Here is a 16,469-nt window from a genome sequence, read left to right as displayed (position 1 = left end):
CTCCGCATGACCCTTGTTGCAGCCTTGCCGATGTATGACTGGCCGGAACGCCGTGCCGAAGTGGACGCACAATGGGTGGCCATCCGCGACAGACTTCGGGCCAAAGGTTTTGATGCGCCCGAACTTCTGACACGGCGCAATGGCGATCTTCCGGCTGTGCCCGGCGGCATTCGCGACGCTTCAGGCGCGGTCATTGCGCCGGACCCGGCAACGCTTCCGCCGGATGAGCTTGACTTGCCGACCCTCTGGCGCCATCCGGCACTCTTGTTCACCCAGACCTGCTGGGGGCCGATGGAGCTTGGTCTTGCCCCCCATGTGCATGTGGCGGGGCAGGATGATTATTCCGGCATGGCGGGCGGCGATGATGCACTCTATTCCAGCGCGCTGGTGATGCGCCGGGGCGAGGGGCTGGCCGTGCCCGCGCCTGATGGCAGCGAACCTGCCTTGCCCGCGAGTGCCCGGATGCGCGGCAAACGTCTTGCCTTCAACAGCCTGGACTCCATGTCCGGTTATCTCGGCATTCAGCGGGATCTGGCGGCTCGGGGTGAGGGTTTTGAGCTGTTTGCGCGGCTTGTCGAGACGGGCGGCCACCGTATGTCCATCGAGGCGGTTGCTTCGGGCCGCGCCGACATCGCCGCGATCGATTGCAAGTCATGGGCGCTGGCCCAGCGCTATGACGAAGCCGCAAGTGCCTTGATCGTCGTCGGCTGGACCGGCAAGCGCAAGGGCCTGCCGTTCATCTCGGCATTTGAGGATGTGGTGATCTAGAAGATTGCATAAGCAAGGATGCGTGGTTCGACAGGCTCACCATGAGGGAGAGTGGGGATTGCAGGGAGCCAGGTTCTGCAATGTTTGTTATTGGCTCGTTCTGCGATGTTTCCGGTTAGCCTTTGCAGCACCACTCTCCCTCATGGTGAGCTTGTCGAACCACGCACAATGCTAATGCAAAGGGCTTCACCACACAGCAATGTGGTGAAGCCTGTTTAATCACCCGCGCATTTTGGAGCCGGATGGATCAAATGGCGGCTCGATGTTGATGCGGGCGGTGCGGCGAAGACCGAGAATTTCGACTTCGAACAGGCCGGCGTTCTCATTTTCCGCGAGTTCCGCAGGCACATAGCCCTGCGCCATGGAATGGCCGACATAATGGGCGTAGCCGCCTGACGTGACCCAGCCGACGACACGCCATTCACCCTGCACGGCACCCTTGTCGCCCTCGAAGGAAACGACCGCGCCCGCATCGTTGAAGCGCGGCGCGCCGATGCCGTGTCCGGCTTCCACCACGCCATAGTCCTTGCTGACCTTGGCCCAGATCGGCTCATCACCCATGACATCGGCAGCGCCGTCGCCATCAGGCACGTCGATGATCAGCGAGACCCGCCGCAGCTTCTTGCTGGTGCCGGCATCAAACTCGGCCTTTTCCTGCGCTGCCGCCTCGCGGCCGATGAAATCATTTTTGCCAAGCTTGATGAAACGATCCATAGAGCCTTCGTAAACGCCGTAGATCGGACGCAGTTCGCGGAACCATGTCGGGAAATTCTTTTCAAGCCGCATGGAGAGCAGCGCGCGCATGCCGAAATCGACAATGCCGAATTCCTCGCCCGCGTCCTTGATGGCGGCATAGACCAGCCGCTGATAGGCGGGTTCCATCCAGATTTCGTAGCCGAGATCGCCCGTATAGGAAATGCGGTTGACCTTGCAGGGGGCACCGCCGACGGCCATTTCGCGGAAATCCATGAACCGGAAAGCGGCGTTCGACACGTCCTCGTCCACCAGCTTGGCCAGAAGATCGCGCGATTTCGGACCGGCGATGGACAGGCCGACGAGCGTCTGGTCGAAACGATGAATATGCACCGACCCATCCTTGGGCTGGTGCTGCTGGAACCAGCGCATGTGATAGCGCTGGGCCGCGGACGAGCCCCAGATGAGGAACCGCTCTTCAGCCGCCTTGGCGATGGTGAAATCGCCGATCAGCTTGCCGGTTTCGTTCAGCATGGGGGTGAGGACAAGCCGGCCGGTTTTCGGCATCGTGTTGGTCATCAGGTGAGACAGGAATGCTTCTGCTCCGCTGCCGGTGACTTCATATTTGGCGAAGTTGGCGATTTCGGTAACGCCGACCCGCTCACGCGTGGCGCGGACTTCGTTGCCGATATGCTCGAAATCGTTGGAGCGGTGATAGGAAACGATATCTTTGGCCTCGGTACCCTTGGGTGCGAACCAGAGCGGGGTTTCAAGACCCCAGGAATCGCCCATGACGGCGTTCTGGCGCAGCATCGTGTCGTAGAGCGGTGTTGTCTGCTGCGGCCGTGCGGCAGGCAGTTCCTCGTTGGGGAACCGGATGGAGAAACGGCGCGAATAGTTTTCGCGCACCTTGGCATTGGTGTAGCGCAGGGTTGCCCATTCGCCGAAACGTGCGACATCCATGCCCCAGACGTCAAAGCCGGGCTCGCCGTGCACCATCCAGTTGGAAAGCGCGAGGCCGACGCCGCCGCCCTGGCTGAACCCGGCCATGACGGCGCAGGCGGTCCAGTAATTGGTCAGGCCCGGGACGGGGCCAACCAGCGGATTGCCATCCGGCGCAAAGGTGAAGGGGCCGTTGATGATCTGCTTGATACCGGCTTTCTCGATGCCGGGAAAATGTTTGAAGCCGACTTCGAGGGAAGGGGCGATACGGTCAATATCCGGGGCCAGCAGTTCATGGCCGAAATCCCATGGCGTATTGACCGGCGACCATGGCTTTGCCGCCTTTTCGTAGGTGCCGAGCAGGATGCCGTTGCGCTCCTGTCGCGTGTAGATCTCGCCCTTGAAATCCATGACGCCGATCAGCTCGCGTCCGGTCGACTTGTTGAATTCCATGACCTCTGGCACATCCTCGGTGAGGAGATACATGTGCTCCATGGCCAGAACCGGCAGTTCGAGGCCGACCATGCGACCGACTTCACGCGCCCACAGGCCACCGCAATTGACCACGTGCTCGGCCTTGACGGTTCCCTGTTCGGTGACGACATTCCACGTTCCGTCGACCTCCTGCGTGAGTTCGACGACGCGGTTGCGCAGGGAGATTTCAGCACCCAGCTTGCGGGCGGCCTTGGCATAGGCATGGGTGGTGCCGGATGGATCGAGGTGACCTTCGACCGGGTCCCACATGGCGCCGACGAAATTGGTTTCGTCCATCAGCGGGAACATGGCCTTGGCTTCGGAAGGGGTGATTAGCTCGGTATCCATGCCGAGATAGCGGCCGCGCGCATGGGCAAGGCGCAGGAAGTCCATGCGCTCCGGGCTGTCGGCCATCATCACGCCGCCGGTCAGGTGCAGGCCGCAGGACTGGCCGGAGAGTTCCTCGATTTCCTTGTAGAGACTGACCGTATAGGCCTGCAGCTTGGCGACATTGGGATCGCCGTTCAGCGTATGAAAACCGCCAGCCGCATGCCAGGAAGACCCTGAAGTCAGCTCCGAGCGTTCGATCAGCAGGACATCGGTCCAGCCGGCGCGGGCGAGATGGTAAAGGACCGAACATCCGACTACGCCGCCGCCAATGACAACTGCTTTAACGTGCGATTTCATTCACTTATGCCTCTTGTATAAAAATGTGATTCAATGCGTTGAGAGGTTGATTCAATCGCCGTGTTTAGAAATCCGTCGGCGCGCCGCCCTCGGCCTTGCGCCGGGCAACGAAGGCGTTGATCTCTTCTTCGATCGCCGGATCGATGGCGGGCTTTTCATAGGTGGCCAGCCGCTCTTTCCAGACGCGGTTGGCGCGTTCGATGGCCGTGGGCGAGCCTGCTTCCTGCCATGTTTCATAGTTGCGCCAGTCGGAAATGATCGGGGCGTAGAACGCCGTCTTGTAGCGCGACTGGGTATGGGCTGTACCGAAGAAATGACCGCCGGGGCCGACATCGCGCATGGCTTCGATGCCGAGCGCATCTTCCGACAGGTCGAGCGGTGTCAGGAATTCCGCCACCATCTGCAGGAGGTCGAAATCGAGGATCATCTTTTCATAGGAACAGCAGAGGCCACCTTCCAGCCAGCCGGCGGAATGCAGCATGAAATTGCCGCCGCCCTGAATGGCGCCCCACAGCGAGAAGACCGATTCATAGGCCGCCTGCGCATCGACCGTGTTGGCGGCGCAGACATTGGAGGTGCGGTAGGGAATCTTGTAGCGGCGGGCAAGCTGGCCGCCGACCATCTGTGCCTTCATGTATTCGGGCGTGCCGAAAGCGGGCGCTCCGGATTTCATGTCGACATTGGAGGTAAAGCCGCCATAGCCGACCGGCGCCCCTTTTTTGACCATCTGCGTGAAGGAGATGCCCGCAAGGGCTTCGGCGTTCTGCTGCACCAACGCACCGGCGATGGTCACCGGCGCCATGGCGCCAGCCAGTGTGAACGGCGTGACAATGACGATCTGGCCATTGCCCGACATATGGATGATGCCTTCCATCATCGGAACGTCGAGCTTCAGCGGCGAATTGGTGTTGATGATGGTGTAGCAGGAGGCCTCGTTCTGCAGCTGCTCCAGGCTGATGCCGCGGGCAAGACGGGCGATCTCGATACCATCCAGATTGCGTTCCTTGCCGAGCGAATAGATGTGGAACGCCTTGTCGGACAGGATGGAAAGATCGCGGATGCATTCGAGGTGGCGTACCGAGGGGTGGATGTCGATCGGCTCGACGGGATAACCGCCCGTGGTGTTGATGATGTTGTGCATCTGCGCCAGTTTGACGAAGTTGCGGAAATCCGCCTGATTGCCGGAACGTCGGCCATTGTCCGTATCGGAACAGTTGGGGGCGGAACCCATCTGCGAGAAAATCAGATTGTTGCCGCCGAAGCGCACATTATGGGCAGGGTTGCGGGCATGCAGGGTGAATTCCGACGGCGCATAGCCGACATATTCGAGGATCATGTCCTTGTCGAAATGCACGCGCTGCGAGCCGGGGCGCACGTCGGCACCGGCGGTTTTCATGATCTCGCGCGCGCCGTCATGCAGCACGTCGACGCCGATCTCCTGCAGCACCCGCAGCGAGGCATTGTGGATCGATTCCAGTTCGTCGTCGGAAATGATCTTGGTTGGCGCGAACGGAATTTTCAGCTGACGGAAAGGTGGCTGGTCGAAGGCGCCGCTTTCGAGGCTGCGGGGGCGGGACCGTCCGCCACGTCGGCCATGATCGCGTGCCGTTGCGGGGATTTCGATGTCTGCTGCCGGTTCACTCATTGCTCATGCCCTTCACTTGCGATGGTGCCACTATCGCCAGAGACGGGGCAATCGTGCGCGGCGTGAGCGACGCCGAGCGCAAGGGAAGCGACATGGGTGGGAGAGTATGTCTGGAAGCGCATTTGCCGGGAACTGCAGAGTCGCAATAGACGATGATATCTGTTGTATCACCCCCTCCGGGCTGTCGCCCTACCGGGGCGAGCCACGGGTCTCGCCCGCCTTCGGCCCCCCACAAGGGGGGAGATCACATCGACATCAGAGATTTCGCGCTATTTTCAACATTGCAAATTATGCGAAGGAAGTCATGAAGGCTGATCTCCCCCCTTGTGGGGGAGATCGGCGACAGCCCAGAGGGGGGTGAAAATACATATAAATTTTGCATAACCAGCTAGAACTCACTCCGCCGCCTGATGAGTCAAATGGCTGATGGGTGTGACCATCGCCTGAATCAGGTTGTTCATGGTGATGACCCCGAGCGGCTTGCCGGCGTCGTCCACAACTGTTGCGTGCTGCTGGTTGGCATCCGTCATGGTCTTGGCGGCTTCCTCGAGGATCGTCCCGGTCTTGACCGTCACGCCGCCCGCATTGGCCGAACCGTCGCCCTTGGTGGAGATGGTATCGACCATGATCACCCGCCCGCGGTTCACTTCCTTGACGAAGCTTGAAATATACTCGTCGGCCGGTTTCAGCACGATATCCTGACCCGTTCCCTGCTGGACCACCTCGCCATCGCGCAGGATGGCGATCCGGTCGCCGAGCCGCAGTGCTTCATCGAGATCGTGGGTGATGAAAACGACGGTTTTCTTGATTTCCTTTTGCAGGTCCAGAAGCACGGACTGCATATCCATGCGGATCAGCGGATCAAGGGCCGAAAATGCCTCGTCCATCAACAGGATCGGTGCGTCATTGGTCAGGGCGCGGGCAAGCCCGACACGCTGCTGCATGCCGCCTGACAGCTGGTTCGGATAATTGTCCTCGAAGCCCTTCAGTCCTACCCGTTCAATCCAGCGACGCGCCTGTTCTTCCTGTTTTATCCGGCTAAGACCCTGGATTTCCAGACCATAGACCGTGTTGTCGAGAACCGTCCGATGCGGAAGCAGCGCGAACTTCTGGAAAACCATCGCGGTCTTGTGACGGCGGAATTCGCGCAGATCGTTCTGATTCATCTTGCAGACGTCGGCCTTGTCGACAATGACTTCGCCGACGGTCGGATCGATGAGCCGGTTGATGTGGCGGATCAGTGTTGACTTGCCTGAACCCGAGAGACCCATGACCACCTGAATGCAGCCGGCGGGCATATCGATATTGATATCGCGCAGGCCGAGCACGTGGTTGTGCTTTTCATTGAGCTCGGTCTTGGTCATGCCGTTCTTGACGGCATCGACATAGGCTCCCGGTTTGTGGCCGAAGATCTTGTAGAGATTCTTGATCTGGATACCGGCGCCCTGAACGGAACGATCAGCCATGAACCACCTCCTGGTGCTTTTGAAGGCGCATGCCATAGGCCTGGCTGACGCGGTCAAAAATGATGGCAATGCCGACAATGGCAAGACCGTTGAAAAGTCCGAGCGAGAAGAACTGGCCGTTGACCGAGCGCAGAACCGGCTGGCCGAGGCCCTGTACGCCGATCATCGAGGCAATGACCACCATGGCAAGCGCCATCATGATTGTCTGGTTGATACCGGCCATGATGGTGGGCAGGGCCAGGGGAATCTGTACGTTCTTAAGCCGCTGCCAACTGGAGGAGCCGAAGGCATCGGCGGCCTCAAGCACATCCTTGTCGACGAGCCGGATGCCAAGATTGGTCAGGCGGATCATCGGCGGGATGGCGTAGATCACCACGGCGATGAGGCCGGGAACCTTGCCGATGCCGAGAAGCATGACAACGGGGATGAGGTAGACGAAGCTTGGCATGGTCTGCATGACGTCAAGAATGGGATTGACGATACGCTGGAAGCCGTCGGAACGCGCCATGACAATGCCGATAGGAATGCCGACAACGACGGACACGACTGTTCCCACGAAAATCATTGCGATGGTCTTCATCGCGTCGCTCCACATATCGAAATAGCCGATCAGGAGAAGGGTGAGGACTGTTCCGGCAACGATCTTCCAGTTGCGGCTGGCGAGCCACGCAATGCCCGCGATCAGCAGAACCATGATCGGCCATGGGGTCGAAGTCATGAACTTCTCGGCCTGGATCAGGAAATATTGCAGCGGCTGGAAAAACGACTCGATCACATCGCCGTAGCTGCGGGTGAAAGCCTTGAAGCCTTCATCCATGGTTTTTTTCAGATTGCGGAGTGTCTCGTCATTCATTTTCGGGAATGAGTAGAACCAATCCATATGTCGCGTCCCCTTCTTTGTGGGTCAGAAATGACCATCGCGACCGAACGCGTTGACGCTCGGCCCATTCAAGATGGTGCGATGCGGCGAAGAGGGTCTTCGCCGCATCAGTCTGTTATTGAACTGCAGCCTTGATCTTGGCAGCGGCTTCCGGAGAAACCCACTTCGACCACGTGGCTTCGTTGTTCTTCAGGTAATATTTTGCACCGTCTTCGCCGGTGGCCTGGTTGTCGACCATCCATGCGAGGAGCTTGTTGAACTCGACCGTGGAAAGCTGACGCTGCTTCAGATAATCGAATGCAGGCCCCGACTTGTCGGCGAATTTCTTTGTGACAATCGTGTAGATGTCGGATTTCGCCCATCCATTCGGCTTTGGATCCGGACAATCGGCAATGGTTGTGCAACGCTGCCATTCCTTCTCGTCAAACGGTACACCGTTGTCGAGCTTGACCATGGGGTATTTCCCAAGGATCGCGGTCGGGCCCCAGTAGTAGCCGAGCCAGGGTTCCTTACGCTCGTAAGCCTTGGCGATTGAGCCATCGAGACCCGCAGCCGAGCCGGTGTCGACAAGGGTAAAGCCATGCTTGTCGCCTTCATAGGCCTTGTAGAAATTGGTGGTCGTGATCTGGCAGGCCCAGCCTGACGGGCAGTTGTAGACAGCGCCCTTCTTCGGATCTTCGGGGGAAGGGAAAAGCTCCGGATGCTTCATGGCATCGGAAATCGTCTTTATATCAGGATGTGCGTCAGCGAAATATTTGGGGATCCACCAGCTCTCCGTACCGCCTTCGGTGATGGCGGGTGCGGCGTAAACCAGTTTGTTTTCCTTGACCGCCTTTTCAAGCGGCTCACGAACGGAATTGAGCCAGCCTTCGGGTGCGATATCCGGTTGTCCCTTTTCGATCATCGATGTGAAAGTCGGCACCGTGTCGCCAGCGACCAGTTCCGCATCACAGCCATAGCCTTCCGTCAGGACCAGCTTGTCCAGATTGGCCAGGGCTTCCGCTGACGGCCAGTTCATATTGGCAATGGTAACCGAACCGCATTCTGCGGCCGAAGCGGCTCCGGCAAAGCCGAAAAACCCTGCGGCCAGTAAAGTTGAAGCAAGCAGCTTCTTCATAGGTTTTGTCTCCCACTCGTTTTGACAGTTCACCCGGTACGAATCTTAACTTGGTACTGCCTTACCCAGTCGTTCGCTTGCGTGCCATTTGGCATCCTTATCGCATCAGAATGCAATGGTTTCCCTGAATTAATGAGGTATATCGCGACAGCACCTGTCGATATAGCGACGCGGGAAAATCAATTGTGAAGGCGGAAATCACAATGTTCATGGGGATAGTGTAACAAGTCGGCTGATGAAAGATCAATGCTTTAGGCAATTTTTCTTCACCAATTCATTCACCGAAAGGCGCTTTCTGCCGGTTTATCTGGTTCTAAGCGCGGGAATTTCCTGTGAAAGAATTCCAATGGACTTTCTCATCTGAACGGTCTCAATCTGCGGTTTCATCCCCGCCGTCCGGTCTGTGCGGACGGCTCTTTGCGACGCCCTGGGAGTGCGAGAGAGCAGAATGACTGACGAAACTATTGTTCCGATGATCGAGTATGGACAGGCAGATGAAGCGGTACGCGCGGTCTATGACGACATCATGCACACGCGCGGTTCGGACTGGATCAACAATTTCTGGAAGGTGCTGGCCAACGATCCGAAGCTCTTGAAGCGGACATGGGAAAGCCTCAAGGAGGTCATGGGGCCGGGCGCTCTCGATCCGCTGGTCAAGGAGATGATCTATATCGCCGTTTCCGCCACCAACAATTGTGACTATTGCAGCTGGTCGCATACCGCTTCCGCGCGGGCCAAGGGCATGACCGATCCGCAGCTCATGGAACTTCTTGCGGTTGTCGGCATGGCCAATGAAACCAATCGGCTCGCCAATGGTTTAAAGCCACCGGTCGATGCCGCGTTCAAACCAAAAGGGCCCAAACAATGAAGTCTCCGACAAAAAGCCGCGCGCCTGTTCATGATTTGCAGATGGCGTCGATGGTTATCGCGATGCGCCTGCCCATGATGATGATGGAGGGGATGACGGATAAAACCGACAAACCGGAGTCAACGCGGGCGGTTTCGGAAAAGATGGCGGCGGTGACAGACGGCGTCGTCGCGGCGCAGATTTCGGTCATGAACTCCGCAGCGACATTCTGGCTGGATGTGTGGAGCGGCAAATCACCCGCCGCCATCGCGCAGGCGACCATCGATAAAGCGACAAATGCGGCACTCCAGCCCGGGCGGAAAACGCTGCGGGCCAATTACAAGCGTTTGACAGGCGGACGCTGAATTAAGGCGGGTTTTCGGCCTTGTTGTCTGCGCCATCATTGATATTGCTGGTGCTTCGATCGAAACACCAGTAATTGTGGCAGAAGAGGCGGCGTTTTAGCATGGCTGCCATGCATATTTGCAATGGTCATTGCTGTAAATGCGACACGCCATGGCGAAAAAACGTGATCAAACTTTAGGCAAAGAGCGCATTTGAGCGGCAACAAACGTTTTACCCTTAGGTGCTCAAATGCTTTACATCTTCAATCGCAACAATCGCGTTCACATTGCCTGGAATGCTACGGAAAAGCGCAATGCGCCATCCAGCAATCTCAAGAGCGGCATTGCTTCCGCGGTTTCCTTTATCTGGACCCGTTCGGCCGGCTGATCGCTGACGCTTCAGGAATTTCCGAGAACCGCTGCCTCAGGGCGGCGGTTTTTCTTTGCGCTGTTTTCTGGAATGACCTCAAGTCAAAAACCGCCCTGTCCGTAAGGAACAGCGCGGTTTTTTGCCAAGTTACGCATGGCTTTCTGCCGTACAATACGCTGGCAGAAATTACAGCTCCGGTACGCAGTACCTGATCCGGAGCATGGAGCAGGGTCTTGTCCGCTCCATGCAAAGTTTTAACCGGACATCGTTACCGCGAGGTTAGCGAGAGCTTAAGCAAATCTAAATTTTGAAAATTTCCAGACTTTTCTTCGCACGTGGCGTCAGCCTTCCCCGGGTGGCGTCAGCCTTCCCGGGTGGCGTCACGCAGATAATTGATGATGCCGGAGAAATCCGACCCTTCGTTGCCAGCGGCGCCGAATTGGGCATAGATCTCTTCCGCGTGCTGGCCGAGCGGTGTCGCAGCACCGACACTGCGGGCGGCTTCCTGCGAAAGCTTCAGATCCTTCAGCATCAGAGCGGCGGCAAAGCCGGGCTTGTAGCTGTTGTTGGCCGGGGATGTCGGCACGGGGCCGGGAACCGGGCAATAGGTGGTCAGTGACCAGCACTGGCCCGATGAGGTCGAGGCGACGTCAAAGAGTGCCTGATGCGACAGGCCGAGTTTTTCGGCAAGCGTGAAGGCTTCGCTGACGCCGATCATGGAAATGCCGAGGATCATGTTGTTGCAGATCTTGGCGGCCTGACCGGCGCCGGGCTCGCCGCAATGGACGATGCGGCCTGCCATTGGTTTCAAGATTGGCTCGGCAACGGCAAAAGCATCGGCAGCGCCGCCAACCATAAACGTCAGGGTTCCTGCCGCCGCGCCGCCAATGCCACCGGATACCGGAGCATCGACCGAGAGCAGGCTGTGGGTTTTGGCGATCTCGTGCGCCTTGCGGGCAGAATCCACGTCAATGGTCGAGGAGTCGATGAGCAGCGCACCCTTTTTGGCGTGCGGGGCAATCTCGGCATAGACGGACAGGACGTGCTTGCCCGCTGGCAGCATGGTGATGACGACATCGGCGTCGGCAATAGCGGCAACCGCGCTTGCTGCAATGGTCACGCCATTTGCTTTGGCGGTTGCGAGATTGTCCGGCAAAAGATCAAAACCCAGCACCGTATGGCCAGATTTGACCAGATTGGCGGCCATGGGATTGCCCATATGGCCAAGACCGATAAAAGCGACTGTCGTCATCGCAGCGTTCTCCCTGATTGTGTTCTTTATGTCGGATGCGGTGTGGTTCAGCGGCCCATCATCGAGCGGGAAATGATCACCCGCATGATTTCATTGGTGCCTTCCAGAATCTGGTGGACGCGCAGGTCGCGCACCAGTTTCTCCACGCCGTAATCGTGCAGGTAGCCGTAGCCGCCGTGTATTTGTAGCGCGTCATTGGCGACGTTGAAGCCGGTATCGGTGACGAAGCGCTTGGCCATGGCTGACCATTTCGATGCATCATGCGCCTTGCGGTCTAGCTTTGACGCCGCCGTGTAGAGGAGAACCCGCGCCGCCGAAAGTTCCGTTTCCATATCGGCCAGCTTGAACTGCAGGGCCTGGAACTGGTTGATGGCCTTGCCGAACGCCTTGCGCTCCGACGCATAGGTCACAGCCTTGTCGAGTGCAGACTGGGCGCCGCCGAGCGAGCAGGCGGCAATGTTGAGGCGCCCGCCATCGAGGCCGCCCATGGCGATCTTGAAGCCATCGCCTTCCGCCCCAAGCCGGTTTTCCACGGGAACGCGGCAATTGTCGAAAATCACCTGCCGCGTCGACTGGGCGTTCCAGCCCATCTTGAATTCATTGGCACCAAAGGAAAGGCCGGGCGCATCCTTTGGGATGATCAGGGTAGAGATGCCCTTCGGGCCATCCTCGCCGGTGCGCACCATGGTGACGTAAAGGTCGGTATCGCCGGCACCTGAAATAAACTGCTTGGCGCCGTTGAGGACGTAATGGTCGCCGTCGCGCACTGCGCGGGTTTTGAGAGCGGCGGCATCCGAGCCGGAATTGGGCTCGGTCAGGCAATAGCTCGCCAGCCACTCCATGGATGTCAGCTGTGGCACGAAGCGCTGTCGCTGTTCGTCATTGCCATAGAGATCGATCATCCATGTCGCCATGTTGTGGATCGAAATGAAGGCCGAAAAGGCCGGGCAGGCCGCCGACAGCGCTTCGAAGATTAGCACCGCATCGAGCCGCTTCAGTCCCGAACCGCCGAATTCTTCCTTCGTGTAGATACCGCCCATGCCGAGCGGGCCGGTTTCACGAATCACATCGGCCGGAAAATGCTTGTCCCGATCCCAGGCCAGCGCGTTCGGCGCCACACGGTCTGCCGCAAAGGCGCGCGCCATGTCCTGAATCGCCAGCTGATCCTCATTGAGTTCGAACTGGCTGGACGCCGTATCAATGACCGCATCCATGATAACCTCCCTGTATTCCTCTTGATTTCCACTCTATCGCAAGCGCGGGGCCGCGCAACGATTCAGATGCGTTTTGCCGGGGGCTAGGAAGAGAAAGACATATCCGCTACTCAAAGCCCATGACGCACGCAATCATGTTGCAAGGAACAGGGTCAGATGTTGGTAAATCCGTCCTGGTGGCCGGACTTTGCCGGCTTGCCCGCAATCGCGGATTGGATGTTCGGCCGTTCAAACCGCAGAATATGTCCAACAATGCAGCGGTGAGCGACGATGGTGGCGAGATCGGCCGGGCGCAATGGCTGCAGGCCGTCGCCTGCGGTGTGCCCTCGTCCGTGCACATGAATCCAGTGCTGTTGAAACCGCAGTCGGAGACCGGCAGTCAGATCATCGTGCAGGGGAAAGTCTGGGGGCAGGCCAAGGGCCGCGATTACCAGAAATTCAAGGCGCAGCTGCTCGATGCGGTGATGGCCTCGTGGGACATTGTTCGCGATGGCGCCGATCTGGTTATTGTGGAGGGCGCGGGTTCTCCTGCCGAAATCAACCTGCGGGCGGGCGATATCGCCAATATGGGCTTTGCCATCCGCGCCAATGTTCCCGTGGTTCTGGTCGGCGACATCGATCGCGGCGGAGTGATCGCCTCGCTTGTCGGCACCCATGCGATCCTGCAGCGGGAAGACCGGGAGATGATTGCCGGCTATATCATCAACAAGTTTCGCGGCGACGTCTCGCTGTTTGACGATGGCCTGAAAGCCATTACCCAGTTCACCGGCTGGCCGTCTTTCGGTGTTGTTCCGTGGCTGAAGGACGCGGCGCGGCTGCCGGCCGAAGATTCCGTCGTGCTGGAACGCCTGGTGAAGGGTGAGGGCCGGGCGCTGAAGATCGCCGTGCCGGTGCTCGACCGTATCGCCAATTTTGACGATCTCGACCCGCTGATGGCCGAACCGCAGGTGGATGTAGTGATGGTGCGCAGCGGTGAGCGCCTGCCTGCCGATGCGGGGCTGGTCATCATTCCCGGCTCGAAATCCACCATCAGCGACCTCCTGCGCTTCCGCGAGAACGGCTGGGACAAGGATCTCGACCTGCACCGGCGGCGCGGCGGCCATATCATCGGCATATGCGGCGGTTTCCAGATGCTCGGCAGAACCGTACGCGACCCCAGCGGTATCGAGGGCAGCGTAAAGGAAACCGCAGGGCTCGGTCATCTCGATATCGATACGGTGATGGAGCCGGAAAAGACCGTGCGCAATGTGGCGGCGCATTCCCTGCAATTCGATCTGCCGCTTGATGGCTACGAGATTCATCTGGGCAGGACGACCGGCCCGGATTGTTCCAGTCCGGCTGTCCGTATCAACGGCGTCAATGACGGCGCCATATCGGCCGACGGCAAGGTTTTCGGCACCTACCTGCATGGACTATTCGGGGCGGACCAGTTTCGCGCCGCGCTTCTCGGCACGATGGGCATTGCAGCGGAGGCGTTCGATTATAAGGCCGGGGTGGATGCTGCGCTTGATGCCATCGCGGCGGAGCTGGAAGCCGTACTTGATGTGGATGCCTTGTTTGCATGTGCTGCGGTGGGTGGTTCGACAAGCTCACCATGAGGGAGATGGAAGATTGCAGGGAGCTAGTTCTGCAAGAATATTCATACTGCAATATTTCCGATTGGTCTTGCAGCTATAATCTCCCTCATGGTGAGCTTGTCGAACCACGCACCGCAGCACATGCGAGCAAAGCATCGCTGCCCGAGCAAACCACGCAGTTTCAATTGACATTTCCCGTGGGGGATGAATAACGTCCCAGCCATGATTGGTTCCCATATTGGCCAAAGGCCAAGGGATCAAAAGGGAATGCGACGGTCGTACCCTAAAGGGCGATCCCACCGCAGCCGACCCCGCGACTGTAGAGCGGCGAGGATCAATGCAAAGCCTGACGCATGTGCAGACGGCAGCCACTGGGAAACCGGGAAGGCGGCATTCATCCTGTGACCCGCGAGCCAGGAGACCTGCCAGTCATAGAGCGTTTCCCAGGAATCGCTTGGGGTAATCCTGCCCAAGAACCGGAGGGTCGTGTCCCTTCAAGCCCAGCACGGAGGTTGTTATGGCTGCTCGCATGGCGCATTCGCCCGTTTTCCCGCCACCATTCTGTTTGATCACGCCTGACGGTTCATTGCGATTGCAGTGACGGCGATGCATCAGCTGAATCACGGCATATCGTTCATTCTCGGCGGTGCCCGCTCGGGCAAATCCAGCTTTGCTGAAGGCCTGATCACGGCCTCCGGTCTTGAGCTGGTCTATGTCGCAACCGGCCGAGCCTGGGACGAGGAAATGTCGGTACGCATCGACCTGCACAAGGCGCAGCGTGGTTCATCCTGGCACACCATTGAAGAACCGCTCGATCTGGTGGACACCCTGCAAGGGGTTGCTGCCGACGGAAAGGCGATCCTCGTCGATTGCCTGACGCTCTGGCTGACCAATCTGATGATGGCCGAGCGCGATATCACCGCCGAGACACGGCAGCTCGTGCAAGCGCTGCCGAAACTTCAGGGCTCGATCGTTCTGGTTTCGAACGAAGTGGGTCTCGGCATTGTTCCGGAGAACCGCATGGCGCGCGATTTTCGTGATCATGCCGGACGTCTCCATCAGGCCGTGGCGCAGGCCGCGGCAACAGTCTATTTCGTGGCAGCAGGGCTGCCGCTCACAATGAAGGGATAGGAATATGCAGGGTCAGAAGATTCCAGCAACGGTCATCACCGGTTTTCTCGGTTCGGGCAAAACCACGATGATCCGCAATCTGCTCGAAAACGCCAATGGCAAGCGCATCGCACTCATCATCAATGAGTTCGGTGATCTCGGTGTCGATGGTGGCCTGCTCAAGGGTTGCGGCATTGAAGCCTGCCGCGACGAGGATGTGATCGAGCTTAACAATGGCTGCATCTGCTGCACCGTGGCCGACGATTTCATTCCGACCATGACCAAGCTGCTCGACCGTCCGGACCGTTTTGACCATATCGTCATCGAGACCTCGGGCCTTGCACTGCCGCAGCCGCTGGTTGCCGCATTCAACTGGCCGGAGATCAAGACGCAGGTGACGGTTGACGGTGTTGTCACGGTGATCGACGCTTCCGCCGTGTCCGAGGGCCGGTTTGCCGATGACCATGATAAGGTGGATGCCCAGCGCATTCAGGATGAATCGCTTGACCATGACAGCCCGCTCGAAGAACTGTTCGAAGACCAGATCCGTGCTGCCGACCTGATTGTTCTAAACAAGACGGACCTGATCAGCGACAAGCAGCTGGAGGGTGTGCGCGGCGATGTGCAGAGCCGCTCGTCGCGCTCGCTCAACATGGTGTCGGCAAGCTTCGGCAAGCTCAGCAATGAATTGCTGCTTGGCCTTGGTGTCGGCACCGAAGAGGACATTGCCAACCGCAAGTCGCATCATGAAATGGAACATGAAGCGGGTGAAGAACACGACCATGACGAGTTCGAAAGCTTTGTCGTTGGACTTGGCCCGGTTACCGAACCCAAGAGCTTTGTCGAAAAGCTGAAAACCGTGATTGCCGATCACGATATCCTGCGCCTCAAAGGCTTTGCCGATGTTCCCGGCAAGCCCATGCGTCTGGTGGTACAGGCTGTCGGCACGCGCATCGAACATTACTTCGACCGCGCGTGGAATCCGGGTGAAGAGCGGCAGACCCGTTTCGTCGTCATCGGCCTGCATGACATCGACAATGATGCCATCACATCGGCTGTCACCGCCGCTGCTGCCTGACGATA

At 58.5% G+C, this 16,469-nt stretch carries 14 protein-coding genes and 1 riboswitch; of the genes, 7 read left to right on the top strand and 7 right to left on the bottom strand.

All coding sequences use genetic code 11. From position 1 onward, the window contains the following. Positions 1 to 6: 6 nt before the first annotated feature. Complete coding sequence (locus FHW16_RS11130; protein WP_182549259.1) at positions 7 to 768, top strand: PhnD/SsuA/transferrin family substrate-binding protein; 762 nt, start codon at positions 7 to 9, stop codon at positions 766 to 768. A 219-nt stretch (positions 769 to 987) separates the two neighbouring features. On the opposite strand, the gene FHW16_RS11125 is transcribed toward FHW16_RS11130, so the two are convergent. The 5 genes from FHW16_RS11125 to FHW16_RS11105 all read right to left on the bottom strand — a co-directional run bounded on the left by FHW16_RS11125 (position 988) and on the right by FHW16_RS11105 (position 8,672). After that, on the bottom strand, positions 988 to 3,564 hold the full coding sequence (locus FHW16_RS11125) for a GcvT family protein (protein ID WP_182549258.1): 2,577 nt from the start codon (positions 3,562 to 3,564) through the stop codon (positions 988 to 990). 64 nt (positions 3,565 to 3,628) lie between these two features. Further along, positions 3,629 to 5,209, bottom strand: a complete 1,581-nt coding sequence (locus FHW16_RS11120; RefSeq protein WP_182549257.1) for a trimethylamine methyltransferase family protein — start codon at positions 5,207 to 5,209, stop codon at positions 3,629 to 3,631. Positions 5,210 to 5,604: 395 nt separating this feature from the next. Further along, positions 5,605 to 6,675: a quaternary amine ABC transporter ATP-binding protein gene (locus FHW16_RS11115; protein ID WP_182549256.1), complete on the bottom strand. Its 1,071-nt coding sequence runs from the start codon at positions 6,673 to 6,675 to the stop codon at positions 5,605 to 5,607. Next, on the bottom strand, positions 6,668 to 7,555 hold the full coding sequence (locus FHW16_RS11110) for an ABC transporter permease (protein WP_182549255.1): 888 nt from the start codon (positions 7,553 to 7,555) through the stop codon (positions 6,668 to 6,670). Before FHW16_RS11110 ends, FHW16_RS11115 begins: the two co-directional genes overlap by 8 nt. Positions 7,556 to 7,670: 115 nt before the next feature. Beyond that, a complete protein-coding gene (locus FHW16_RS11105; protein WP_182549254.1) occupies positions 7,671 to 8,672 on the bottom strand; it encodes an ABC transporter substrate-binding protein in 1,002 nt (333 codons plus the stop codon). 448 nt (positions 8,673 to 9,120) lie between these two features. Here FHW16_RS11105 and FHW16_RS11100 point away from each other — a divergent pair, with 448 nt between their 5' ends. From FHW16_RS11100 to FHW16_RS11090, 3 genes are all read left to right on the top strand, one after another. Further along, complete coding sequence (locus FHW16_RS11100) at positions 9,121 to 9,540, top strand: carboxymuconolactone decarboxylase family protein (protein WP_182549253.1); 420 nt, start codon at positions 9,121 to 9,123, stop codon at positions 9,538 to 9,540. Then, complete coding sequence (locus FHW16_RS11095) at positions 9,537 to 9,884, top strand: hypothetical protein (protein ID WP_182549252.1); 348 nt, start codon at positions 9,537 to 9,539, stop codon at positions 9,882 to 9,884. The genes FHW16_RS11100 and FHW16_RS11095 overlap by 4 nt, the downstream gene beginning before the upstream one ends. A gap of 229 nt (positions 9,885 to 10,113) precedes the next feature. Further along, positions 10,114 to 10,251 (top strand): hypothetical protein, encoded by a 138-nt coding sequence (locus FHW16_RS11090; RefSeq protein WP_162700203.1) that lies wholly within the window; start codon positions 10,114 to 10,116, stop codon positions 10,249 to 10,251. A 343-nt stretch (positions 10,252 to 10,594) separates the two neighbouring features. Here the strand turns inward: FHW16_RS11090 and mmsB are convergent, their stop codons facing one another. After that, positions 10,595 to 11,485: a 3-hydroxyisobutyrate dehydrogenase gene (gene mmsB / locus FHW16_RS11085; protein WP_182549251.1), complete on the bottom strand. Its 891-nt coding sequence runs from the start codon at positions 11,483 to 11,485 to the stop codon at positions 10,595 to 10,597. 47 nt (positions 11,486 to 11,532) lie between these two features. Beyond that, positions 11,533 to 12,687, bottom strand: a complete 1,155-nt coding sequence (locus FHW16_RS11080; protein ID WP_182549500.1) for an acyl-CoA dehydrogenase family protein — start codon at positions 12,685 to 12,687, stop codon at positions 11,533 to 11,535. 131 nt (positions 12,688 to 12,818) lie between these two features. Between FHW16_RS11080 and FHW16_RS11075 the strand changes: the two genes are divergently transcribed. The 3 genes from FHW16_RS11075 to cobW all read left to right on the top strand — a co-directional run bounded on the left by FHW16_RS11075 (position 12,819) and on the right by cobW (position 16,464). After that, positions 12,819 to 14,297, top strand: a complete 1,479-nt coding sequence (locus FHW16_RS11075; RefSeq protein WP_182549250.1) for a cobyric acid synthase — start codon at positions 12,819 to 12,821, stop codon at positions 14,295 to 14,297. Positions 14,298 to 14,486: 189 nt separating this feature from the next. Beyond that, a riboswitch (cobalamin riboswitch) is annotated at positions 14,487 to 14,720 on the top strand. A 162-nt stretch (positions 14,721 to 14,882) separates the two neighbouring features. Next, positions 14,883 to 15,407 (top strand): bifunctional adenosylcobinamide kinase/adenosylcobinamide-phosphate guanylyltransferase, encoded by a 525-nt coding sequence (gene cobU / locus FHW16_RS11070; RefSeq protein WP_182549249.1) that lies wholly within the window; start codon positions 14,883 to 14,885, stop codon positions 15,405 to 15,407. Between the two features lie 4 nt (positions 15,408 to 15,411). Then, positions 15,412 to 16,464 carry a cobalamin biosynthesis protein CobW gene (gene cobW / locus FHW16_RS11065; RefSeq protein WP_182549248.1) on the top strand — a complete coding sequence of 351 codons (1,053 nt, stop codon included), beginning with the start codon at positions 15,412 to 15,414 and terminating at the stop codon, positions 16,462 to 16,464. Positions 16,465 to 16,469 lie beyond the last annotated feature (5 nt).

It is taken from the genome of Phyllobacterium myrsinacearum (genome assembly GCF_014138285.1).
Lineage (GTDB): Bacteria > Pseudomonadota > Alphaproteobacteria > Rhizobiales > Rhizobiaceae > Phyllobacterium > Phyllobacterium myrsinacearum_A.
The sequence above is the reverse complement of the archived record's forward strand: the minus strand, read 5'-3'. Positions and strand labels throughout refer to the sequence as shown.